This window comes from Streptomyces sp. NPDC059477 (genome assembly GCF_042749375.1).
Taxonomy (GTDB): domain Bacteria; phylum Actinomycetota; class Actinomycetes; order Streptomycetales; family Streptomycetaceae; genus Streptomyces.
On the sequence record NZ_JBHYUG010000009.1, the window covers coordinates 136,872 to 159,989 of the forward strand.

The following is a 23,118-nucleotide window of genomic DNA, read 5'->3' on the forward strand; positions in this document are numbered from 1 at the left end:
TCAGCTGCGTGATCTGCCGGACGTCGACTCGCTCTACTTCACGATGCTCAACAGCAACAAGCGCAGCATCACCCTGAACACCAAGACCGAACGCGGCAAGGAGATCCTCACCGAGCTGATCCGGCGCTCCGACGTCATGGTCGAGAACTTCGGGCCGGGCGCGGTCGACCGCATGGGGTTCACCTGGGACCGCATCCAGGAGATCAATCCGCGGATCGTCTATGCCTCCATCAAGGGGTTCGGCGACGGCCCGTACACCAACTTCAAGGCGTACGAGGTCGTCGCGCAGGCCATGGGCGGGTCGATGTCGACCACCGGTTTCGAGGACGGACCGCCGCTGGCGACGGGGGCCCAGATCGGGGACTCGGGCACCGGCGTGCACGCCGTGGCGGGCATCCTGGCAGCGCTCTACCAGCGCGAGCACACCGGGCGCGGGCAGCGGGTGAACGTGGCCATGCAGCACGCTGTGCTCAACCTCTGCCGGGTGAAGCTGCGCGATCAGCAGCGCCTGGCCCACGGTCCGCTCCGTGAATACCCCAACGAGGACTTCGGCGACGAGGTTCCCCGCTCGGGCAACGCGTCCGGCGGCGGCCAGCCCGGCTGGGCGGTCAAGTGCGCGCCGGGCGGGCCGAACGACTACGTGTACGTGATCGTGCAGCCGGTCGGCTGGCAGCCGATCACCGAGCTGATCGGGCGGCCCGAACTGGCCGACGACCCCGAGTGGGCGACGCCGGAGGCCCGGCTGCCCAAGCTGGGCAAGATGTTCCAGCTGATCGAGGAGTGGACCGCGACGCTCCCCAAGTGGGAGGTGCTGGAGAAGCTCAACGCGCGCAACGTGCCGTGCGGGCCGATCCTGTCCACCCGGGAGATCATCGAGGACTCCTCGCTGGCCACCAACGAGATGGTGGTCCGCGTCCCGCACCCCGAGCGCGGCGAGTACATCACCGTCGGCAGCCCCCTGAAGCTGTCCGACTCCCCCGTCGACGTGATCAGTTCGCCGCTGCTGGGCGAGCACAACGCCGATGTCTATGTCGGCGAACTGGGCCTCGGTGACGAGGAACTGCGCCTGCTCAAATCGAACGGAGTGATCTGACGTGATGGCGGAAGACCGGGTGCTGAGGGTGCGTACGCTCCTCGACGCGGTGCGGGCCGAAGGACGGACCGCGCTGACGGCACCCGAGGGCAAGGTGATCGCCGACGCCTACGCGATCGCCGTACCGGGCGAGGAACTGGCGACGGACGTCGACGAGGCCGTGGCGTTCGCCGCGCGGTTCGGCGCCCCGGTCGTCATGAAGATCGTCTCGCCGGACATCCTGCACAAGACCGACGCCGGCGGGGTGATCGTCGGTGTGGAGGGCGCGGCCGATGTGCGGGCCGCGTTCCACCGGATCATCGACAACGCGCGCGCCTATGACGCCGCCGCCCGGATCGAGGGCGTACAGGTGCAGGAGCTGCTGCCCAAGGGGCAGGAGGTGATCGTCGGGGCGGTGACCGACCCGACGTTCGGCAAGGTCGTGGCGTTCGGCCTGGGCGGGGTCCTGGTGGAGGTCCTCAAGGACGTCACCTTCCGGCTCGCCCCGGTGGACGCCGACGAGGCGCTGTCGATGCTGGACTCCATCCGCGCGGCGGAGATCCTGCGCGGGGTGCGCGGGGCCCCCGCGGTGGACCGGTGGGCGATCGCCGAGCAGATCCGCCGGGTCTCCGAGCTGGTCTCGGACTTCCCGGAGATCGCCGAGGTGGACCTGAACCCGGTGATCGCCACCCCGCAGGGGGCGGTCGCGGCGGACATCCGGATCATTCTGGCCGAGTCGCAGCCCAAGCAACGGCGCCGGTACACGCGCGAGGAGATCCTCACCTCGATGCGCCGCCTCATGGAGCCGTCCTCGGTGGCGGTCATCGGCGCGTCGAACGAGCAGGGCAAGATCGGCAACTCGGTCATGCGCAACCTGGTCGACGGCGGTTTCGCGGGCGAGATCCACCCGGTGAACCCCAAGTCCGATGACATTCTCGGCCGCAAGGCGTACAAGAGTGTCACGGACGTTCCCGGTGAGGTGGATGTGGCCGTGTTCGCCATCCCGGCCAAGTTCGTGGCCGCGGCGCTGGAGGAGGTCGGCCGCAAGAAGATCCCCAACGCGGTGCTGATCCCCTCCGGGTTCGCCGAGACCGGTGAGCACGAACTCCAGGACGAGATCGTGGCCATCGCCGAGCGGTACGGCGTCCGGCTGCTGGGCCCGAACATCTACGGCTACTACTCGACCTGGCAGGACCTGTGCGCCACGTTCTGCACGCCGTACGACGTCAAGGGCGGGGTCGCGCTGACCTCGCAGTCGGGCGGCATCGGGATGGCCATCCTGGGCTTCGCGCGGACCACCAAGACCGGCGTGTCGGCCATCGTGGGCCTGGGCAACAAGTCGGACCTGGACGAGGACGACCTGCTGACCTGGTTCGGCGAGGACCCGCACACCGAGTGCATCGCGATGCACCTGGAGGACCTCAAGGACGGCCGGGCGTTCGTGCAGGCCGCGCGGGAGACGGTGCCCAAGAAGCCGGTGGTGGTGCTCAAGGCGGGCCGTACGGCCGCGGGCGCCAAGGCGGCCGGCTCGCACACCGGCGCCCTCGCGGGCGACGACGCCGTGTACGACGACATCCTCCGGCAGGCGGGGGTCATCAGGGCGCCGGGACTGAACGACATGCTGGAGTACGCGCGCGCGTTGCCGGTGCTTCCGGCACCCAAGGGCGACAACATCGTGATCATCACCGGGGCGGGCGGCAGCGGTGTGCTGCTGTCGGACGCGGTGACGGACAACGGCCTGTCCCTGATGGAGATCCCGGACGACCTGGACGCCGCCTTCCGCAAGTTCATCCCGCCCTTCGGGGCCGCGGGCAACCCGGTGGACATCACCGGGGGCGAGCCGCCGTCGACGTACGAGGCGACGATCCGGCTCGGTCTGGAGGACCCGCGCATCCATGCGCTGGTCCTCGGCTACTGGCACACCATCGTCACCCCGCCCATGGTCTTCGCGGAGCTGACCGCGCGCGTGGTGGCCGAATTCCGGGAGCGCGGCATAGAGAAGCCCGTAGTGGCCTCGCTGGCCGGCGATGTCGAGGTCGAGGAGGCGTGCCAGTACCTCTTCGAGCACGGCGTCGTGGCGTACCCGTACACCACCGAGCGGCCGGTGGCCGTGCTGGGCGCCAAGTACCGCTGGGCGCGTGCGGCGGGCCTGTTGGGGGGCGGTTCATGAGCTGAGGGCGCGGGGGCCGGCCGGCGGTGCGCCGTCGGCCGGCCCCGGGACCCGCGCGCGCACAAAAGCACGAAAGGCATGGACAGGGGGCGCTGGCCAGAACTTTCGAGGCAAGGGGTGCGAGTAATTGTGACTACCACCGACGTTCCAGGGGTCGCCTCGTTCCGCGAGGTGACCGACAAGAACGGACGCGTCTATCGCTTGGGCGAGTCCGACATCGACATCATGGGGCGCAAGCGCAAGTGGATGGTGATCCTGCCGTGGATCGGCATGATGGGCATCTCCTCCGCCGAGTACGCGTTCGCGTCCGCCGAGGACACTCTGCACATCGCGCACAGCTGGAACAGTCTGCACATCTTCTGGATGATGACTGTCTGGATCTTCTTCCAGGCAGCGGTGGCGTTCCCCGCGGGGAAGCTGCGTGAGAGCGGCAAACTGCCGGCCCGCTGGGCGATGATGCTCGGCGCGCTCGGCACCGGGCTGGGTTATCTGTCCCTGGCCTTCGCGCCGCATGTGATCGTCGCCTATATCGGCTTCGGCATGTTCAGCGGTATGGGCGCGGGCATGGTGTACGCCACCTGCGTCAACATGGTCGGCAAGTGGTATCCGGAGCGCAAGGGCGGCAAGACCGGCTTCGTCAACGGCGGTTTCGCCTACGGTTCGGTGCCCTTCGTGTTCCTGTTCACCGGCTACATGGACATCACCAACTTCCGCTGGGTGCTGGTCGCGGTCGGTGTCTTCCTCGCCGGTGTCGTCGCCTTCGCCGGCTACTTCTTCCGGGACCCGCCGAAGAACTGGTGGCCGGCCGAGATCGACCCGCTGAACCCGCCGAAGGACCCGCGTGCGGCCCGCTCGATGCGGATGAACCCGCCGGCGGTCCACCAGTACTCCCCCAAGGAGGCGTGGAAGACCGGCCGGGTGGCCCTGATGTGGGTGTGTCTGGCCTGCACGTCCGGCGTGAACATCTTCGGTATCGCCTTCCAGGTGGACATCGGGGAGGAAGCCGGGTTCGCGGGCGGCATCGTGGCCACCGCCATGTCCCTGAAGGCGATCGTCAACGGCACCGGCCGCGGTGTCATCGGCTGGCTGTCCGACCTGTACGGCCGCAAGCGCTGCCTGCTGGTCGTCTGCGTCATCCTGGGGCTCTCGCAGTACGGGATCCTCTGGTCGGCCGAGCTGAAGAACCTCCCGCTGTTCCTGATCTTCTCCTCCATCTCCGGCTTCGGCGGCGGCGCCATCTTCCCGATGTTCGCCGCGCTCACCGCGGACTACTTCGGTGAGAACAACAACGCGTCCAACTACGGCATGGTCTACAGCGCCAAGCTGGTCTCCGGTCTCGGCGCGGGCATGGGTGCCGTGGTCGTCGGCGCCTGGGGCCACTCCGGTGCCTTCATCCTGGCGGGCTCCATCTCGCTGTTCGCCGGCTGCATGGCCCTGTTCCTGAAACCACCGGGACGCGACAACGACAAGCGCATCACTCCCAACCCGCAACCGCTCGGCGAGGAAACCGCTTGACATGACGGCAGATCCGTACGCAGCAAAGAACAGCACATCAGCACAGTCCGACGCCGCACACCGTCCCTACCGCGAGGTGACCGACGCGCGCGGGCGTGTCTTCCGCATCGGGGAGACCGACCGCGACATCCTCGGCCACTCCCGCAAGATCATGGTGTACCTGCCGTGGCTCGCCATGATGGCCATCAGTGTCTTCGAGTACGCCTACGGCTCGGCCGAGGACACCCTGTCCCACGCCCACGGCTGGAGTCAGGGCAACACCTTCTGGATCCTGAGTGTCTGGGTGTTCTTCCAGGCCGGCATCGCCTTTCCCGCGGGCTGGCTGCGGGAGAAGGGGATCCTGACGGCCCGCCGGGCCATGTACATCGGCTCCGGCATGTGTCTGCTCGGCTTCCTCGCCCTGTCCCATCTGAGCGATGTCCTCCTGGCGATCCTCGGCTTCGGCGTCGTCGGGGGGATCGGAGCCGGCCTGATCTACGCGACCTGCATCAACATGGTCGGCAAATGGTTCCCCGAACGACGCGGCGCCCGCACCGGCTTCGTCAACGGTGGATTCGCGTACGGATCACTGCCGTTCATCTTCATCTTCAACTACGGATTCGACACCGCGAACTACCACCGCGTCCTGGACCTGATCGGCCTGTACATCATGATCGTGGTCGTGGGATGCGCGTTCTTCTTCAAGGACCCGCCGAAGAACTGGTGGCCCGCGGACATCGACCCGCTCTCCCAGGCGGGCGACACGAAAAACGCGGTCGCGCTCGCCAAGAACCCTCCGGCGACGCGGCAGTACACCCCCATGGAGGCGATCCGCACCGGGATGCTGCCCCTGATGTGGATCTCGATCGTGCTGACGGCCGGTGTGTCGATCTTCGGGATCTCCTTCCAGGTCGACTTCGCCAAGGAGGTCGGCTTCGGCCCGCTGGTGGCGGCCTCGTCGATGGGTGTCATGGCGGTCATCAACGGCGTCGGCCGGGGCGTGGTGGGCTGGCTGTCCGACCGGTGGGGCCGCAAGTCCACCCTGGTCTTCGTGGTCGTCGTGCTGGGCCTGGCCCAGTTCGGCGTGATCTGGGCCGGGCATCTCAAGAGTGAGTGGCTGTTCCTGGTCTTCGCCTTCCTGTCCGGCTTCGGCGGCGGCGCGTTCTATCCGCTCTTCGCGGCGCTGACCCCGGACTACTTCGGCGAGAACTACAACGCGACCAACTACGGCCTGGTCTACAGCGGCAAGCTGATCAGCGGCCTGTTCGGCGGCGGCCTGGGTTCCATGGCCGTGGCCGCGTGGGGCTACTACGGCGCCTACGCGCTGGCCGGCGGTCTCTCGATGGTCGCCGCGGCCATCGCGCTGCTGCTGCGGCAGCCGGGGCGCGGCGTGTCCGGTGGCCGGGCCGCGCCGACCCGACCACATCCCCAGCCGGCGGGCTGAGCCGACCATGCCCGCCGCTTGACGGAGGAGGCCCTCCCCAGCGCCTGGGGAGGGCCTCCTCGCGTTCGTCCGCTACGGTGCCGGGGGCCGCCGCCCGTCCGGCGCCGTCAGCCGCCGGGAGCGGTCAGCACTTCTCGCGCAGCGAGTGCAGGTGCTCGCTGGAGCGGCGGGCGAAGCGCAGGGAGTCGCCCGGGTTGTCGTGCTCGGCCTGCCAGTGGTGGTAGGTGCGCTGGCCGCGCAGCCGGGTGACCGCGGAGATGAACTTCTGGTAGTCGATGTCGCCGTCGCCGACATCGGTCATCTTGTAGCCGTAGGCGGTCGCCGGGTCGTACTCGCCGTCCTTGACGTGGAACAGCGGGTAACGGTCGGGCTGCTTGAGGACGTAACGCACCGGGTCGAAGGGGGCCGCGGTGCCGTCGGGCCGCTTGGAGAAGCGGTGCTGGCCGACGAACGCCCAGTAGATGTCCATCTCCAGGTAGACGAGGTCGGGGTCGGTCTCGGCGAGCAGGACGTCGTAGAGGCGGACCTTGGGGTTGTCGCTGGCGAAGGAGAACTCCTCGGAATGGTTGTGCTGGTAGAACTTCATGCCCCGCTTGCGGGCCGCAGCGCCGTAGGTGTTGAACTCCTCGGCGGCGCGCTTCCAGGCGTCGACGGTGTTGCCGTAGCGGAACGGCCCGGAGGCGGTGCCTATGTGCTTGAGGCCGAGGGCCTGGGCGTCGTCGAGGACCTTGGTGAGGTTCTGCGCGAAGGTGTAGGCGTTGGGGTCGCTGGAGTAGTAGCCGACGTGGCTGCCGATGGGGTTCAGGCCGTGGTCGCGGGCCAGCCGCTTGAGCTGGGCGAGGGTGATCGGGCCCGCCGAGCCCTGGCTGTAGCCGGCCAGCTCGATCTCGTCGTAGCCGTACTCCTCCAGTTCGGCGAAGACGGGCGCGAAGCCGAGGGTGGAGATCTTGTCGCGGAGGCTGTAGAGCTGGATGCCGAGCCGGCCGGGGGGCAGGACGGGGCGGCCCCGGCCGCCGCGCCGGTCGGCGGCGTCGGTGGCGGCCTGCGCGGGGGCGGCGGCACCCACCAGGGCGGCGGCGGTGGCGCCCGCGGCGACGCCGAGCATGCCTCGTCTGCTGAGACGGCGGGACAGTTCGGGGTCGTTCGCCTTGCTGGTGCGAGGCGTGCGGCTCATGGGAACTCCTTGTGATCGCTGGGCGTTGTCAGTGGTGAGTGCTTCACTGATGTCAGTGCTTCACCGATGGCCACCCGGTCAGTGATGACCGGGTGGCCGGTGACCAGAAGGTTTCGGTGATGACCAGTGGAGACTTCACTGAGGGATGGTCGGATCGCCGGGTCCGACGGGCCGGCCGAGGCCGGCGAGATGGAGCAGGAGTGACTTGACATCGGTGGCCGCTACGCGGTCTCCGACAGCGCGGGGGGTGGAGCAGATGATGAGCGGACCGTCGTCGTCGCTCAAGGGAAGGCGGCCGTGGCTGCCGCGAATAGGTGAGGGATCCAGCGGCACGACCGCCATGCGGTAGCGCATGCCCAGCTTCTTGCGGGCCAGCGCGGTCGCCGCCTTGACCTTGACATAGGGGTCGAGGGGATCCATGAACAGCTCGACCGGGTCGTAGCCGGGTTTGCGGTGGATCTCGACGAGCTGCGCGAAGTCGGGCGCGCGGTCGTCGTCGAGCCAGTAGTAGTACGTGAACCAGGCGTCCGGCTCCGCCACCGCGACGAGTTCACCGGCGCGCGGATGGTCCAGCTGATGGGTCTTCTTGCCCTCGTCGTCGAGGAGTTGCTCGATGCCGGGCAGATCGGCGAGCGCGGCGCGGGTCGCTTCGAGGTCCTCGGGGCGGCGGACGTAGACATGGGCGATCTGGTGGTCGGCGACCGCGAAGGCACGGGAGGCCATCGGGTCGAGGTACTCCATGCCGTCCTGGGTGTGCACCTCCAGGAGTCCGGCCCGGCGCAGCGCGCGGTTGATGTCGACGGGCCGGCTGACGGGGGTGATGCCGTACTCGGAGAGGGCGACGACGGTCCGGCCCTCGGCGCGGGCGTCGTCCAGCAGTGGGGCCAGGGCCGCGTCCAGGTCGGTGGCTGCCTTCAGGGAGCGCGGGTCATCGGGGCCGTAGCGCTGGAGGTCGTAGTCCAGATGCGGGAGGTAGCACAACGTCAGATCGGGGTGTCGCGTGCGCATGATGTGGCGGGTGGCGTCGATGATCCATTGGCTGGAGACCAGATCGGCGCCGGGGCCCCAGAAGTGGAAGAGGGGGAAGGTGCCGAGCTTCTCGGTGAGTTCGTCGTGCAGCGCGGGCGGGCGGGTGTAGCAGTCGGGTTCTTTGCGGCCGTCGGCGTAGTAGACGGGACGGGGGGTGACGGTGATGTCGGTGTCTGCGCCCATGGCGTACCACCAGCAGATGTTGGCGACCGTGTAGCCGGGGTGTGCGCGGCGGGCGGCGTCCCAGAGTTTGTCGCCGCTGACCAGGCCGTTGTGCTGGCGCCACAGCAGGACGTCGCCGAGTTCGCGGAAGTACCAGCCGTTGCCGACGATGCCGTGTTCGGAGGGCATGGTGCCGGTGAGGAAGGTGGACTGGGCGGCGCAGGTGACGGCGGGCAGGACGGTGCCGAGCGGGGCGCGGGAGCCGGATCGGCCGAGGGCTTTGAGGTGGGGCATGTGGTCGAGCAGACGGGGGGTGAGTCCGACGACGTCCAGGACCAGGAGCGGGGTCGGGGCGGTGTCCTCGGTGGGTGCCGGGGGTGCCGGGGATGGCGTTGTCACGGCAGCTCCTTGAGGCCGAGGTCGGTCAGCAGGTCGCGGGCGAGGGTGAGTTCGGCGGCGATGCCGTCGGCGAGCTGGTTGCGGGCGCGGGGCCGCAGCTCGGGCGGGAGGGCCTGCCAGGTGTAGGTCTCGACCTCAAGGTGGCGGGTGAGCGGGACGGGGCCGCCGACCAGCCGGGTCAGGGTGGTGCGCAGGACGGGGAGCGTGGAGGTGAGGGGCGCCGCGGGGGCGGCGTGCAGGGGGACATGGAAGTGGGAGCGCCAGGGGGAGGCGTCGGGGAGGTGTTCGCCGGCGAGTGCTTCACCCAGGTCGTCGGTGCCGCGCAGGCCGGCGGCGGTGGCGGTGCGGGTCTGGTGCAGGAAGCGGGGTTCGTCGAAGGCGGCGAGGGCCTCGCGGACCTCGGGGAGGTGGGGTTGCTCGGCGTGCAGGGCGGCCGACAGCTGGGTTTTGACGACGGGGACGCCGTGTGCGGTGAGGGCGTCCAGGGCGGTGTGCGGATCTTCGAAGGAGGTGGCGAGATGGCAGGTGTCGACGCAGATGCCGATGCGGGGGTGGCCGATCTCGGTGAGCGGGGCGAGGGCGTCGGCGGTGGTCTCCACGACACAGCCGGGTTCCGGTTCCAGGCCGATGCGCAGGGAGCGGCCGGTGAGTTCTTCGAGTGCGTCGAGGCGTTCGGCGAGGGTGCGCAGGGCGGCCAGGGAGGCGTCGAGGCGTTCGGGTCCCGCTGCGGTGCGCCAGGCGAGGGGCAGGGTGGAGATGGTGCCCTCGGTGACGTCGTCGGGCAGCAGTCCGGCGAGGAGACGGGCCAGGGCGGTGGTGTGCTCCAGGCGCTCGGGGTCGGCCCAGTCGGGCTTGTAGACGCGGTACTTGACCTCTTCGGCGCCGAAGCCCTCGTAGGGGAAGCCGTTGAGGGTGACGACCTCAAGGCCGCGCTGGTCGAGTTCGGTGCGCAGGGTGCGCAGGGCCGACGGGTCGGAGACCAGGGTGGCGGTGGCGTCCTTGGCGAGCCACAGGCCGATGCCCAGGCGGTCGCGGCCGAGGCGGCGGCGGACGGGTTCGCAGTGGTCGCGGAGCTGGGCGAGGACGCCGTCGAAGGTCTCGGCGGGGTGGACGTTGGTGCAGTAGGCGAGGTGGACCGTGGAGCCGTCGGGATGGCGGAAGCGCATCGCTCACTCCCCGCCGCGCAGGATGGAGTTGCCCTCGTGGGTGGGGTCGGTGGTGGCGACGTCGAGGTTCAGCCGCCCACTGAGCCCGTAGAAGGCGACGGGGTTGCGCCACAGCACCCGGTCGACGTCGTCCTCCGAGAAGCCCTCGGCCAGCATCAGGTCGGCGACCTTGCGGGTCTTCAGGGGGTCGCTGCGGCCCCAGTCGGCGGCGGAGTTGACCAGCACCTGCTCGGGTCCGTACGTGCGGAGCAGGGCGACCGTCCGCTGTTCGTCCATCTTGGTGTCGGGATAGACGGAGAAGCCGAGCCAGCAGCCGCTGTCCTTGGCCTCCTTGACGGTGTTCTCGTTGAGGTGGTCGATCAGGACGCGGTCCAGGGGCAGCGCGGATTCGCGGACCACGTCGATGGTGCGGCGCAGCCCGGCGAGCTTGTCGCGGTGCGGGGTGTGCACCATGGCGGGCAGTTCGTGGTCGGCGGCGAGCTGGAGCTGGGCGGCGAACGCGGTGTCCTCGGCCGGGGTCATGGAGTCGTAGCCGATCTCACCGACGGCGACGACCTGGTCCTTGATGAGATAGCGGGGCAGCTCGTCGAGGACGGGCACGCAGCGGGGGTCGTTGGCCTCTTTGGGGTTGAGGGCGATCGTGCAGTGGTGGGCGATGCCGTACTGGGCGGCGCGGAAGGGCTCCCAGCCGAGCAGGGCGTCGAAGTAGTCGAGGAAGGAGGTGGGCGAGGTGCGGGGCTGGCCGAGCCAGAAGGCGGGTTCGACGACGGCGCGGACGCCGGCCGCGTACATGGCCTCGTAGTCGTTGGTGGTCCTGGAGGTCATGTGGATGTGGGGGTCGAAGATGCGCATCAGGACTCCTTGCCGTGGGGGTCGGCCGGGCTCGCCGGGGGTGCGGTCTCGGTCAGGGCCAGGACGCGGTACAGGTCCTCGGGGATGTCCCGGCCTGCGGCGCTGCGCTCTGCGGCGTAGTCGGCGAGCATCCGGGCGAGTTCGCTGTCATCGCCGGCCCGGCGGGCGAGGTCCGCCACCTCGGTGACGGGCACGCCGGTGAACAGGCACTTCAGGACCGCGTGGCGCCAGGCGTGGGGGGTGAGATGGCGGGCGCCGTAGGGGCCGAGGGCGGCGGCGACGAGGGTGGTGTCGTTGGTGCGCAGGGCGTCCTCGATCAGCGGCAGGGCCTCCGGGCCGGGCACGAGGTGGGTGAGGGCGTGCAGTACGGCGCGGCGTTCGGCGGCGGTGCCCTGGGAGTAGACCCGGTCGAGGGCGGTGGCGTCGGCGCGGGCGGCGTGCAGGATCAGGACCCGGGCGGCGTCGGCGTGGTCGGGGCCGCAGCGGCGGCCGGCCTCGGCGAGTCTCAGCTCCCAGGCGGAGATCGGGCCGTGCGAGCCGGGGTGCTCGGCGGCCTCTTGCAGGGCGCGTTCCAGCCAGGTGCCGGCGTCCGGGGAGAGCGAGGCGGTGAGGCGGGTGCGCAGTTCGCCCAGGGGGACGCCGGTGGGCTGGGGGTCCAGGCTGCTGCGGTGATTCATCTGGGGCTCCCTTGTGGGGATGGCGCGGCTTGGCGCAGGAAGGGGAGGGAGAGTTCGGCGAAGTGCGGGCCCGCGTGGGAGTGGCGGGGCAGTTCGACGACGGTCAGTCCCCGGTAGCCGGTCCCGGCGAGGGCGGCGAGGACATCGGGGAAGTCGATCTCGCCCTCGCCCAGCGGGAGGTGTTCGTGGACACCGCGGCACATGTCCTCGATCTGGACGTGGCGCAGCCAGGGCGCGGCGGCGCGGACGCAGTCGGTGGGCGGGAGCGGCTCCAGGCACTGGCAGTGGCCGATGTCCAGGGTGAGGCCCAGGTGCTCGGGGTCGCCGAGGTCGCGGCGCAGCCGGTGGAAGTCGGCGAGGGTGGCGAGGAGATGGCCCGGTTCGGGTTCGACGGCGAGGGGGATGCCGGCGGTGGTGGCGGCGTCCAGGACGGGGGTGAGGGATTCGGCGAGGCGTTTCCAGGCGGTGTCGGGGTCGGTGCCGGCCGGGGGGACGCCGCTGAAGCAGTGCAGGGCGTGGGCGCCGAGGTCGGCGGCGATCCGCACCGCCCGCAGCAGCAGGTCGACGCGGCGGGCGCGGTCCTCGGGGTCCGGGTCGAGCAGCGTGGGGCCGTGCTTGCGGCGGGGGTCGAGCACATAGCGGGCGCCGGTCTCGACGGTGACCTCCAGCCCCAGTTCGTCCAGCAGACTCGCCGTCCGGCCGGTGCGGGCGGCGACGTCCGGGGCGAACGGGTCGAGGTGCATGTGGTCGAGCGTCAGGCCGACGCCGTCGTACCCGAGATCGGCGAGCAGGTGAAGGGCGTCGTCGAGCCGGAGGTCGGCGAGCCCATTGGTGCCGTACCCGAAGCGGAGGGGGTGGGGTGGGGTGGGGGTGCCCTGCGCGGTGGAGGCGTGCGGCTTGGAGCCGGGTGACCGGGTGCCGCGCGAGGTGGAGTCATGCGACTCGGGGCCAGGTGACCGTGTGCCGCGCGAGGCGGAGTCGTGCGGCTCAGGGCGAGGTGACCGCGCGCCCGGTGACTGGGGGCCATGCGGCTCGGGCTCCGGCGACCGTGTGCCCCGCGACACGGAGTCGCGCGACTCAGCGCCAAGTGACCGGGTGCCCGGCGCCCCGGAGCCACGCGGCCCGGACTCCGGCGACCGTGTGCCCTGTGACACGGAGTCATGCGACTCAGCGCCAAGTGACCGGGTGCCCGGCACCCCGGAGCCACGCGGCCCGGACTCCGGCGACCGTGTGCCCTGTGACACGGAGTCATGCGACTCAGCGCCAAGTGACCGGGTGCCCGGCGCCCCGGAGCCACGCGGCCCGGACTCCGGCGACCGTGTGCCCTGTGACACGGAGTCATGCGACTCAGCGCCAAGTGACCGGGTGCCCGGCACCCCGGAGCCACGCGGCCCGGACTCCGGCGACCGTGTGCCCCGCGACACGGAGTCATGCGACTCAGCGCCAAGTGACCGGGTGCCCTGAGAGCCGGAGCCATGCGGCTCGGCGTTCGATGGCTCAGGGCTTGGCGGGCGGAGGCCCTGCGGCTCGGGGCTCATGTGACGCTCACCTTCTTCGCGAAGCGGGCCGCGAGGGGGCCGAGGGCTGCGATGGCCAACGCGGTGAGGTTGGCGCCGGAACGGGCGGACAGCGCGGCCTGGAGCGGGATCATGGCGCGGATGCCGCCGCCGACGGCGCGTTGGGTGAGGGGGGGTGAGGGGTTGAGGGTGGCGTGGAGGTAGGGGCGCCCGGCGGTGGAGGCGTACAGGAGGGCCAGGGCGGTACGGAGGGTGGTGCCGGGTGGGAGTGGGGTGGGGTGGGGGGAAGAGGGAGGGGAGAGCGCGGTGAGGCGGAGTCGGGGGGAGGCGGTGGTGTGGGGGGTGGAGGACGGCCGGGGGACGGAGGTCGTCACGGCCGTGCTCGGGCTGGGGGTCGGGGCGGTGTGGGGGGTAGTGCCCGGCAGGCCCCGGGTGGCTGCTTCGCCGGGACCTGCCGGGGGTCGGGTGGTGAGGTGGGTCAGGAGAGCGGTGGCGGCCAGGGCGGCGAGGGGGGCGAGAGGCCGGCCGCCCTGGGTCTCGTCGCGGGAGACGGTGGTGACCGCGAGGGTGTGGGCGCCGAGAAGTGCGGCGGAGGGGAGTGCCTCCCGGGTACGGCCCTTGGTGGCCGCGGCGCCGAGGAGCAGGTCCAGGGTGCGGGCGCCCGCCATGGCGACGGGGCCGGCCGGGGTGTGCTTGAGGCCGAGGTCGTAGGCCCAGACGGTGGCCGCGAGCGGGGCGGCGACCGCGAGGGCCGGGCGTCCGGCGCGGGCGGCGAGCGCGAGGCCGACGGCGGTGAGGGCACCGGCGGCGGCGAGGGCGGCGCCGGGGCGGATCCGGCCGGAGGGGATCGGGCGGTGCGGGCGTTCGGCGGCGTCCTCCTCGCGGTCGGCCCAGTCGTTGAGGGCCATGCCCGCCTCGTAGAGGCAGAGGGAGGAGCCGATGGCGAGCAGGGTGCGGGAGTTGGGGCGGGCGCCCATGGCGGCGGCGCCGGTCAGGGCGTCGCCGGGGACGGTGAACAGCGCGGGGAGGCGCAGCAGTTCGGCCCAGGCGCGGAGGCTGGCGGGAGTGGAGAGCGGGCCGGTCCCCGGGGAGTGCGGGGCGGTGTCGCCGGCCTTGCCGGGGTGGCCGCCGTTGCCTGAGTGGCCGGCCTTGCTGGAGTGGCCGCCCTTGCCAGGGTAGCCGCCCTCGCCGGAGTGGCCGTCGGACCCGGCCTGGGCGTTGAGCCCGACCTGGGCATCAGGGCCGCCCCGGGCGCGATCGCCGACCCCTGCGTCAGGGCCAACCCGGGCATCGAGCCCGGCCCGGGCATCAGGGCCACCACGGGTGCCATCACCGACCCCGGCGTCAGGCCCAACTTGGGCGTCGCGCCCGACCTGGGCGCTATCACCAACCCCGGCGTCAAGCCCAACCCAGGCGTCACGACCAACCTGCGCGCCATCGCCGGCCCCAGCGTCAAGGCCGACCCAAACGCCATCACCAACCCCGGAGCCAAAGCCGCCCCCGTGGTCAAACCCACCCCCGACCTCATCGCCGCCCCGCCGACCCGTCGAGGCGCCCCAAGCCACCCCGCCGTCCCAGTCGGCGTCGCCGCACGCCCCCGTACGGCAGCAGCTGTCCGACCCCGTCCCCCAGTCATCCTGGTCCCGGGTCCTGGTCGGCAACGCCCGGCCGGACGAGCGCCACGCGGCACGCGCACCCGGCACGGCACGCATACCCGGCGCGGCAGACGTGGCCCAGGCCTCGCGGGCGGCCCGCGCGACCGTGGGCAGGCGTCCGGCCAGTGCCGTCAGTTCCGACACCAGCGCCCGCAGCCTCATGCGCGCTCCTCGGAGTTCTCGTCGGAAGGCCCATCGGCCGGGGCGCCACCGTCGTGCCCTCGCCCCGACGTACCCGCCTCGGAAAGCCGCGCCCGCACCGGCACATCCCCCTCAGAAGACCGCGCCCGCGCCGACGCACCTCCCTCGGAAAGCCGCGCCCCCGCCGACACACCCCCCTCAGAAGACCCCGCCCGCGCCGACGCACCCCCCTCGGAGAGCCGCGCCCCCGCCGACACACCTCCCTCCGCCAACCGCCCCCCGAACCGCACCAGCTCCTGGTACTGCTCCCCAAGGGCCGCCGGTCCCTCCCCCACCGGGTCCTTGAAGTAGAAGCCCAGTTCGGACAGGGGGCCGGAAAGGCCGGTTTCGTGGGCGCGAGCCGTCAGCCGGGCCAGGTCCAGGACCAGCGGAGCGGCCAGCGCGGAGTCGCAGCCCTGCCAGATGGTCTGCATGATCATGCGGGTGCCGAGGAAGCCGTCGAAGGCGATGTGGTCCCAGGCGGTCTTCCAGTCGCCGAGGGCCGGGACGTCGTCGATGTGGACCTCGCCCTCGGGGGTGGAGCCGAGGGTGTCGGCGAGGACGCGTTCCTTGCCGGCGTTCTTGGCCGCCGCGGCGGCCGGGTCGGCGAGGGCGGCGCCGTCGCCGCCGCCCAGCAGATTGGCGCCGGACCACGCGCGGACGGTCAGGGCACGCTGGGCGAACATCGGGCCGAGGACCGAGCGGAGCAGGGTCTGCCCGGTCTTGCCGTCGCGGCCCGCGTAGGGCAGCCCGCTGTCGGCCGCCGCCCGTGCCGCGTCGGGGTGGTGCATGCCCTGGGAGGGGGTGAAGTTGACGTAGGGGCAGCCCGCGCGGAGGGCGGCCAGGGCGTACAGGGTGCTCGGCGCGTAGGTGTCGCCGGTGGCCGCCGGTTCGGTGGAGGCCACGTTCACCACCACGGCACGGGCCAGCCCATGGCGTCGTACGAAGTCCTCGATGTCGGCGGCGAAGGCCGCGATCAGTTCGGGGGCGGTGCGGGTGTCGCCCGGGGTGGGGCCGCCGGGCCGGATCTCCCGGTCCGCCGCGGCCAGTTCCCCGGCGACGGCCGTGGTCAGGCCGTACGGCAGGACGCCGCCGGCGGTCAGGACCTCGGCGTGTTTGGGCAGCGGGCAGTCGACGGTGTCGTGACCGCCGAAGACGAGGTCGGACAGGGCGGGCAGGCCGCTGTCGGTGAAGGCGGGGGTCTCGGTCAGCATGCCGGTGGGCGGGTGCAGCCCCGCGGTGACGGCGGCGCACCCGGTGATGACGGTGGTGGCGACGGAGCCTCGGGCTCCGATCAGCCACACCCCTACACGCGGGCGGGAGAGGGACGCGGACATGGGCAGCCTCCTTGTCGTGCGCGAACCCAGAGGGCAGGGGAAGGGTCGGGAGACGGCGGGCGGGCGGGCGGCGGCCCCCCCCCCCCCCCGCGGGGGGTGTCTGGCAGGCTCACTGGGGCCCCTTCGTTGTGGGCCCCAACCCCGGGGGGGGGGGGGGGGGGGGGGCGCGGGGGGGGGGGGGCGGGGCCCCCCCCCCCCCCCGCCGTTCTAGTTGCCCGGAGTGGGCAGGTTCTTCAACTGGATGTTGCGGAAGGAGACCTGGTCACTGGCGCCATGGTTCTGGAGGCCGATGTAACCGTCGGTCAGGCTCCGCTGGGGGTCCTTGTTGGTGAAGTCGTTGATCTTGACTCCGTTGAGGAACACCTGGAGGCGTTCGCCCTGGACCTTGATCTCGTAGGAGTTCCACTGGCCGGGCGGCCGGAGGACCTGGTCACGGGCCTTGATGTTGGCCGACTTGAAGGAGTAGACCGACCCGGTGGTGCGGTCGGGCGCGTCCGTCGCGTCGATCTGGATCTCGTAGCCCTTGTTCACGGCGGACCACGGGTCGTCGGAGGCCGGGAAGCCCACGAAGATCCCGGAGTTGTCGTCGTCCTGCATCTTCCAGTCGAGCTTGAGGGAGTACGAGCCCAGCTCCTTGGCCTGGTACCAGAGCAGGCCCATGCCGCCCTCGGACTGGAGGGTGCCGTTGCTCACGGTGAACTTGCCCGGGCCGGCCTGCTTCCAGCCTTCCAGGGTCTGGCCGTTGAAGATCTTCCGGTAGTCCGTGCTGGGCTTGCAGTCGGCCTTGACCTGGCCGGTGGCGTACTGCATGCCGCCGAGCAGATGGGCGCGGAAGGCTTCCTCGGTGTAGGACTCCTTGGTGTGGCCGCCGCCGGTGTAGAAGGACCGGCCGCCGCCGTAGGACTGGCACCAGGCGATCGGGTGATCGCCCTTCATGGAGCCGCCCTGGTAGGTGGTCTCGTCGAGGGTGGCGAGGACCTTGGCCTGCTCACGCGGGTTGGTGCGGTAGTTGTACCACTCGTCGGTCCGCTCCCAGGTCTCGCCCAGGTGCGCGGTGGACGGGTGGTCGTGGTCCTCGACGCGGACGGTCGCCTTCTGGATCTGCGGGTGCGAGGTGAAGTAGGCGCCGACCAGACCGCCGTAGAACTCCCAGTCGTACTCGGTGTCGGCGGCGGCGTGGATGCCCATGTAGCCGCCGCCGTTCTTGACGTAGTTCTCGAACGCGGCCTGCTGCTCCGCGTTGAGGACGTCACCGGTGGTGGACAGGAAGGCCACGGCGTCGTACTTGGCGAGGTTGGCCGTGGTGAACTGGCGGGCCTCCTCGGTCGAGTCGACCGTGATGCCGGCCGGGGCACCCAGCTCCTTCAGGGCGGCGACGCCGGCCCCGATGGAGTCGTGGCGGAATCCGGCGGTCTTGGAGAAGACCAGGACCTTCTTGCCGCCCTTGAACGGCTCCTTGGAGAACTCGAAGTCGTCCAGGTCGTACAGCGCGCCCGCGCCGCCCCGGAAGACCAGGAAGATCTCCGTGGTGCCCTTGGGCAGTGCCCGCAGCGGCACGTCGACGTTCTGGAACGTCTCCCAGCTGCCGGTCGGCGGGATGTAGGCGGAGCCGTGCAGCGGGCCGTCGGGCGAGCCGGTGCGCAGCTCGACGAAGCCGCCCGCGCCGCCGGAGGAGGCCCGTACGGTCAGCTTCTTCTGCCCGTCGAACTTGTAGGGCGTGAAGGAGATCCAGTCGCCGTCGTCGATGTCGCCGACGGTCTTGCCGCCATTGGCGGTGGGCTTGTCGTAGGTGCGGATGCCCGACTGGCTGGTGAAGTGCTCGGCCTGGCGGTGCAGCGGCTGGAGCACGGTCCGGGCGGTGCCGGTCAGCGCCTCCTGGCCGTTCGCGCCACCGTCGGTGTAGCTGGCGCCGACGACGCCGTAGATGTTGGCGTTGGGGTCGTGGCCACCGTCACCGGGCGGCGGGTTCAGGGTTCCGGTACAGCCCTGCTCGCTGGTCAGCTCGTGGGCGTGGGAGTCGTGGCCGAGGCTGTAGGAGACCTTGACCTTGGAGCAGTCGATGCGCTCCTCGGGGTCGGTGACGGTCACCTTGAACGGGACCGGCTTGCCGAACTCGGCCAGGGTGCCGTTGCCCGGGATGTCGATCTTCACCTTGGGTTCGGTGTTGCCGACGACGATCCGGACGCTGGCGGTGCCGGTGTTGCCCTCGGGGTCGGTGGCGGTGAAGGTGGCGGTGTAGGTGCCGACCTTCTTGTACTTGTGGGTGGGATTGGCGCCCTCGGCCTTGGTGCCGTCGCCGAAGTCCCAGCTGTAGGTGAGGTCGGGCGAGTCGGCGTCCGTCGCGGAGCCGGTGAAGGCCACCTTGAGGCCGGCCGCGCCGGACGTCTTGTCGGCCTTCGCCTCGGCGAGCGGGGAGAAGCCGTCCTGGGCGTACTCGATCCGGTACAGCGCGGAGTGCTCGTCGCCCTGGAACCAGGAGACGCCGTAGTCGAGGACGTAGAGGGCGCCGTCGGGGCCGAACTCCATGTCCATGATCTGGGTGCCGGTCCACGGGAAGGGGTTGATCGAGGCGACGGAGCCGTCCGCGTTCTGCTCGATCCGCTTGATCCAGCGGCGGCCGAACTCACCGGCGAAGAAGTCGCCGTCGTAGGCCTCGGGGAACTTCACGCTGGAGTTCAGGTCCGCGTCGTAGCGGTAGACCGGGCCCGCCATCGGGGACTCGGAGCCGCTGCCGAACTCGGGCACGGAGCCGCCGTCGTACGGGATCCAGGCGGCCTGCGCGGGCGGCAGGTCGACCAGGCCGGTGTTGTGCGGCGAGGTGTTCTTGGGGGCGGCGCAGTCGAACTTGGCGCCGGAGGTGCCGGTGCCGAAGTCGTAGTCGACGTATGCCTCGTTGTTGCCGACGCAGAACGGCCAGCCGAAGTTCGCGGCCTCGGTGACCTTGGCGAACTCGACCATGCCGGCCGGGCCGCGGCCCGGGTTGGCGGCGCCCGCGTCGGGGCCGTAGTCGCCGACGTAGACGATGCCGGTCTGGTCGTCGACGCTCATCCGGAACGGGTTGCGGAAGCCCATCGCGTAGATCTCGGGACGGGTCTTGTCCGTGCCCGGCGCGAAGAGGTTGCCCTCCGGGACCGTGTACGAGCCGTCCGCCGCGACCTTGATCCGCAGGATCTTGCCGCGCAGGTCATTGGTGTTGCCGGAGCTGCGGCGGGCGTCGAAGGCCGGGTTGCGGTTCGCGCGGTCGTCGATCGGCGTGTAGCCGTCGGAGGCGAACGGGTTGGTGTCGTCGCCGGTCGACAGGTAGAGGTTGCCGTCCGCGTCGAAGTCGATGTCGCCGCCGACGTGGCAGCAGATGCCGCGGGATGCCTCGACGTCCAGGACCTTCTTCTCGCTGGCCAGGTCCAGGGTGCCGTTGGGGTTCAGGACGAAGCGGGAGAGGCGGTTGACGCCGTCGAACTTCGCGAAGTCCGCGGCGGTGCCGGTCTCGGGGGCGTCGCCCGCGGGGGTGTCCAGCGGCGGGGCGTAATAGAGGTAGATCGCCCGGTTGTTGACGAAGTCCGGGTCGATGCCGACGCCCTGGAGGCCCTCCTCGTCATGGGTGTAGACGGGGATCTTGCCCGCGACCTTGGTGACACCCGCCTGGTCGGTCAGGCGCAGTGTGCCGTCGCGGGAGGTGTGCAGGACACTGCGGTCCGGGAGCACGGCGAGCGACATCGGCTCGCCCATCTCCGGCTCGCCCTTGGCGAGCGGCACCTGCTGGAACTGCTCCTCGGCGACGGCCGCTTCCTCGTGCTCCGGGTGGCCCGGGTGAGCACCGGCGACGGTCGCCGGGGTGCCCACGGCCAGCAGGAGGCCGGTGAAGAGGGCGACGGCGGTACGGAGACGGGGGCGCCTCGCGATGTCGGTGGTTCTGATTCTGGATCCGGTTCTGGCTCTGGTTCTGTGCACGAAGGTCCCTCCGGGAACGGGGTGAGCCGTACGGGGTGGTGCTTGCGTGTGCGGTGCGGGCGCCGGGGTGCGCCGTCACCCCGGAGGTCTGTGTGTCCTGAACGCTTCCTGAACACTTCAGGGACGGTATCTGTGTCCGTCCGGGGCGAACACCCCTTGCGTCAGGATCGGTCCGGCTTTTTCCCATCGCAGGACAAAGCAGGATTCGGGCAGGTCGGAGGGGGGACGGGCGGTTGCTCCGGCCCCGTCCCCGACCTGCCGTCAGGTGCGTGGATCAGCTGTTGATCATCTGTTGATCAGCAGCGGATCGGTCGTGGATCAGCTGTTGAACGCGGCGTCGAAGGACGCGGTGGGTGCCTCGAAGTCGAACGCCTTGAGACGGGTGAGCGCCTCGGGGGCGCCCTGGAGCCGGTCCATGCCGGCGTCCTCCCACTCGACGGAGATCGGACCGCCGTACCCGATCGAGCGCAGCATCCGGAAGACGTCCTCCCAGGGCACGTCGCCGTGCCCGGCGGAGACGAAGTCCCAGCCGCGGCGCGGGTCGCCCCAGGGGAGGTGGGAGCCGAGCCGGCCGTTGCGCCCGTCGAGCCGCTTGCGGGCCTCCTTGCAGTCGACGTGGTAGATCCGGTCGCGGAAGTCCCACAGGAACCCGACCGGGTCGAGGTCCTGCCAGACGAAGTGCGAGGGGTCGAAGTTGAGGCCGAAGGCGGGCCGGTTGTCCACGGCCTCAAGGGCCCGCTGGGTGGTCCAGTAGTCGTAGGCGATCTCGCTGGGGTGCACCTCGTGGGCGAAGCGCACGCCCTCGGCGTCGAAGACGTCCAGGATCGGGTTCCAGCGGTCGGCGAAGTCCTGGTAGCCGCGCTCGATCATGGACTCGGGGGCGGGCGGGAACATCGCGACCAGGTGCCAGATCGCTGAGCCGGTGAAGCCGATGACGGTGTCGACGCCGAGTGCGGCGGCGGCCCGTGCGGTGTCGGCGATCTCGGCGGCGGCCCGCTGCCGCACGCCCTCCGCGTCGCCGTCGCCCCAGATCCTGGCCGGGAGGATGCCCTGATGGCGTTCGTCGATGATGGCGTCGCAGACGGCCTGGCCGACCAGATGGTTGGAGATGGCCAGGCACTTCAGGCCGTACTTCTCCAGCAGCTGGTGGCGGCCCTTGACATAGCCGGGGTCGGCGAGGGCCTTGTCGACCTCGAAGTGGTCGCCCCAGCAGGCGAGTTCCAGTCCGTCGTAGCCGAAGTCACGGGCGAGCCGGCAGACCTCCTCAAGGGGGAGGTCGGCCCACTGGCCGGTGAAGAGGGTGAAGGTGCGCGGCATCTCAGCTGTCCTCCTGGACCGCGAGGGGAGTCGCGAGGGGCGTCGCGATGGGGGTGTAGACGGAGTTCTTCTCCGCGCTCTCCTCGACGGCCGCCAGGACCTGCTGGACCTGGAGCCCGTCGGCGAAGGAGGGTTCGGGCCGGCGGCCCTCGGCGATGGCGTGCACGAGGTCGCGGGCCTGGTGCACGAAGGTGTGTTCGTAGCCGAGGCCGTGCCCCGGCGGCCACCAGGCCTCCAGGTACGGGTGGCCGGGCTCGGTGACGAGGATGCGGCGGAAGCCGTTGTGCTCGTCGGGCTGGCCGGCGTCGTGGTACCAGAGTTCGTTGAGGCGCTCCAGGTCGAAGGCGAGCGAGCCGCGCTCGCCGTTCAGCTCCAGGCGCAGGGCGTTCTTGCGGCCGGTGGCGTACCGGGTGGCCTCGAAGGAGGCGAGGGCGCCGGACGGGAAGCGGGCGGTGAACAGGGCGGCGTCGTCGACGGTGACCTCTCCGGTGCCGGCGGCGGCGGTCGCGGACAGTCCGCTGGCCGCGCCGGGCAGCGGACGGTGGCGTACGAAGGTCTCGGTGAGCGCGGAGACTCCGGCCAGCCGCTCCCCCGCCAGATACTGGGCCAGGTCGATGATGTGCGCGCCGAGGTCGCCGAGCGAGCCGGAACCGGCCTGGTCCTTGCGCAGCCGCCAGGTCAGCGGGGCCTGCGGATCGGCCAGCCAGTCCTGGAGGTAGGTGACCCGCACATGGCGCAGGGTGCCGATCCGGCCCTCGGCGACCATCTTGCGGGCCAGCGCGGTGGCGGGCACCCGGCGGTAGTTGAAGCCGACCATCGCGAGCTGGCCGCGGGCGTGGGCGGCTTCGGCGGCCTCGGTCATCGCCGCCGCCTCCTCCACGGTGTTGGCCAGCGGCTTCTCGCACAGTACGTGCTTTCCGGCGGCCAGTGCGGCGAGCGCGATCTCGGCGTGGCTGTCGCCGGGGGTGCAGATGTCCACGAGGTCGACGTCGTCGCGGGCGATCAGGGCCCGCCAGTCGGTCTCGGCGGCGGCCCAGCCGTGCCGGTCGGCGGCGGCGCGCACGGCGTCCGCGTCCCGGCCGCAGATCGCGGACATCACCGGGCGCAGGGGCAGATCGAAGACACGGCCCACGGTACGCCAGCCCTGGGAGTGAGCGGCGCCCATGAAGGCGTAGCCCACCATGCCGACGCGCAGCGCCGGTCTCCCGGCGGGGCGCGCGGTGCCGGTACCGGAGACGGCGGTCCGGTCCGACTCCGCCGCGGGGGCATCGTCCGTTCCCTGCGCGCCGGCGTCACTCGTTCCCGGCGTTTCGGCCGCTGCCCCTGCGGGCTGCTGCGGCTGTCCCATGGATCAGTCCTCCTCGTCGTCATACACGGTGGGGGGTTGTTGGGCCCCGGCCGGGCACCGCACGGGCGGCGACCGGGTCGGGTCGGGTCCCGGCGCGGGTGCCGCGGGTGCGGCGACCGGCCGGGGCGAGTCCGGGGGCGGGCCCCGCGCGCGCGGCGGCCGGGGGGCGGCGGGGTC

General features: G+C 71.2%; 14 protein-coding genes and 1 pseudogene (1 of these 15 cut by a window edge). 4 read left to right on the plus strand and 11 right to left on the minus strand.

Going from position 1 to position 23,118, the window contains the following annotated elements:
• The 4 genes and pseudogenes from frc to ACFXAZ_RS07410 all read left to right on the plus strand — a co-directional run.
• Window positions 1-1,093, plus strand: a pseudogene (gene frc, locus ACFXAZ_RS07395) (formyl-CoA transferase); it begins 188 nt to the left of the window's first position.
• Between the two features lie 4 nt (window positions 1,094-1,097).
• Complete coding sequence (locus ACFXAZ_RS07400; RefSeq protein WP_384586246.1) at window positions 1,098-3,242, plus strand: acetate--CoA ligase family protein; 2,145 nt, start codon at window positions 1,098-1,100, stop codon at window positions 3,240-3,242.
• Between the two features lie 129 nt (window positions 3,243-3,371).
• Window positions 3,372-4,757 carry an OFA family MFS transporter gene (locus ACFXAZ_RS07405; protein ID WP_384586248.1) on the plus strand — a complete coding sequence of 462 codons (1,386 nt, stop codon included), beginning with the start codon at window positions 3,372-3,374 and terminating at the stop codon, window positions 4,755-4,757.
• 1 nt (window position 4,758) lies between these two features.
• The gene (locus ACFXAZ_RS07410) at window positions 4,759-6,180 is read left to right on the plus strand and encodes an OFA family MFS transporter (protein ID WP_384586250.1); all 1,422 of its coding nucleotides are present in this window, start codon (window positions 4,759-4,761) and stop codon (window positions 6,178-6,180) included.
• A 124-nt stretch (window positions 6,181-6,304) separates the two neighbouring features.
• On the opposite strand, the gene ACFXAZ_RS07415 is transcribed toward ACFXAZ_RS07410, so the two are convergent.
• The 11 genes from ACFXAZ_RS07415 to ACFXAZ_RS07465 form a co-directional block, all read right to left on the minus strand.
• Window positions 6,305-7,354: a sugar phosphate isomerase/epimerase family protein gene (locus ACFXAZ_RS07415; protein ID WP_384586252.1), complete on the minus strand. Its 1,050-nt coding sequence runs from the start codon at window positions 7,352-7,354 to the stop codon at window positions 6,305-6,307.
• A 135-nt stretch (window positions 7,355-7,489) separates the two neighbouring features.
• Entirely contained in the window at window positions 7,490-8,944 is a 1,455-nt protein-coding gene (locus tag ACFXAZ_RS07420) for an alkaline phosphatase family protein (protein ID WP_384586254.1), read from the minus strand.
• Window positions 8,941-10,110: a metabolite traffic protein EboE gene (gene eboE / locus ACFXAZ_RS07425; protein WP_384586256.1), complete on the minus strand. Its 1,170-nt coding sequence runs from the start codon at window positions 10,108-10,110 to the stop codon at window positions 8,941-8,943. The genes ACFXAZ_RS07420 and eboE overlap by 4 nt, the downstream gene beginning before the upstream one ends.
• Before the next feature lie 3 nt (window positions 10,111-10,113).
• On the minus strand, window positions 10,114-10,962 hold the full coding sequence (locus tag ACFXAZ_RS07430) for a TatD family hydrolase (RefSeq protein WP_384586258.1): 849 nt from the start codon (window positions 10,960-10,962) through the stop codon (window positions 10,114-10,116).
• A complete protein-coding gene (locus ACFXAZ_RS07435; RefSeq protein WP_384586260.1) occupies window positions 10,962-11,639 on the minus strand; it encodes an EboA domain-containing protein in 678 nt (225 codons plus the stop codon). Before ACFXAZ_RS07435 ends, ACFXAZ_RS07430 begins: the two co-directional genes overlap by 1 nt.
• Window positions 11,636-12,703 carry a sugar phosphate isomerase/epimerase family protein gene (locus ACFXAZ_RS07440; RefSeq protein WP_384586262.1) on the minus strand — a complete coding sequence of 356 codons (1,068 nt, stop codon included), beginning with the start codon at window positions 12,701-12,703 and terminating at the stop codon, window positions 11,636-11,638. The genes ACFXAZ_RS07435 and ACFXAZ_RS07440 overlap by 4 nt, the downstream gene beginning before the upstream one ends.
• A gap of 470 nt (window positions 12,704-13,173) precedes the next feature.
• On the minus strand, window positions 13,174-14,193 hold the full coding sequence (locus ACFXAZ_RS07445) for an SCO3242 family prenyltransferase (RefSeq protein WP_384586292.1): 1,020 nt from the start codon (window positions 14,191-14,193) through the stop codon (window positions 13,174-13,176).
• A gap of 776 nt (window positions 14,194-14,969) precedes the next feature.
• Entirely contained in the window at window positions 14,970-16,328 is a 1,359-nt protein-coding gene (locus ACFXAZ_RS07450) for an inositol-3-phosphate synthase (protein ID WP_384586264.1), read from the minus strand.
• A gap of 207 nt (window positions 16,329-16,535) precedes the next feature.
• Window positions 16,536-20,276 (minus strand): ThuA domain-containing protein, encoded by a 3,741-nt coding sequence (locus ACFXAZ_RS07455; protein WP_384586266.1) that lies wholly within the window; start codon window positions 20,274-20,276, stop codon window positions 16,536-16,538.
• 318 nt (window positions 20,277-20,594) lie between these two features.
• On the minus strand, window positions 20,595-21,593 hold the full coding sequence (locus tag ACFXAZ_RS07460) for a sugar phosphate isomerase/epimerase family protein (protein ID WP_384586268.1): 999 nt from the start codon (window positions 21,591-21,593) through the stop codon (window positions 20,595-20,597).
• Window position 21,594: 1 nt separating this feature from the next.
• Window positions 21,595-22,941: a Gfo/Idh/MocA family protein gene (locus ACFXAZ_RS07465; protein WP_384586270.1), complete on the minus strand. Its 1,347-nt coding sequence runs from the start codon at window positions 22,939-22,941 to the stop codon at window positions 21,595-21,597.
• Window positions 22,942-23,118 lie beyond the last annotated feature (177 nt).

What these genes read in the sequence shown, in the direction of transcription:
- ACFXAZ_RS07400 (WP_384586246.1), top strand. Translation starts at nt 1,098, where the DNA reads ATGGCGGAAGACCGGGTGCTGAGGGTGCGTACGCTCCTCGACGCGGTG.
- ACFXAZ_RS07410 (WP_384586250.1), top strand. Translation starts at nt 4,759, where the DNA reads ATGACGGCAGATCCGTACGCAGCAAAGAACAGCACATCAGCACAGTCC.
- ACFXAZ_RS07415 (WP_384586252.1), bottom strand. Translation starts at nt 7,354, where the DNA reads ATGAGCCGCACGCCTCGCACCAGCAAGGCGAACGACCCCGAACTGTCC.
- eboE (WP_384586256.1), bottom strand. Translation starts at nt 10,110, where the DNA reads ATGCGCTTCCGCCATCCCGACGGCTCCACGGTCCACCTCGCCTACTGC.
- ACFXAZ_RS07430 (WP_384586258.1), bottom strand. Translation starts at nt 10,962, where the DNA reads ATGCGCATCTTCGACCCCCACATCCACATGACCTCCAGGACCACCAAC.
- ACFXAZ_RS07435 (WP_384586260.1), bottom strand. Translation starts at nt 11,639, where the DNA reads ATGAATCACCGCAGCAGCCTGGACCCCCAGCCCACCGGCGTCCCCCTG.
- ACFXAZ_RS07450 (WP_384586264.1), bottom strand. Translation starts at nt 16,328, where the DNA reads ATGTCCGCGTCCCTCTCCCGCCCGCGTGTAGGGGTGTGGCTGATCGGA.
- ACFXAZ_RS07460 (WP_384586268.1), bottom strand. Translation starts at nt 21,593, where the DNA reads ATGCCGCGCACCTTCACCCTCTTCACCGGCCAGTGGGCCGACCTCCCC.
- ACFXAZ_RS07465 (WP_384586270.1), bottom strand. Translation starts at nt 22,941, where the DNA reads ATGGGACAGCCGCAGCAGCCCGCAGGGGCAGCGGCCGAAACGCCGGGA.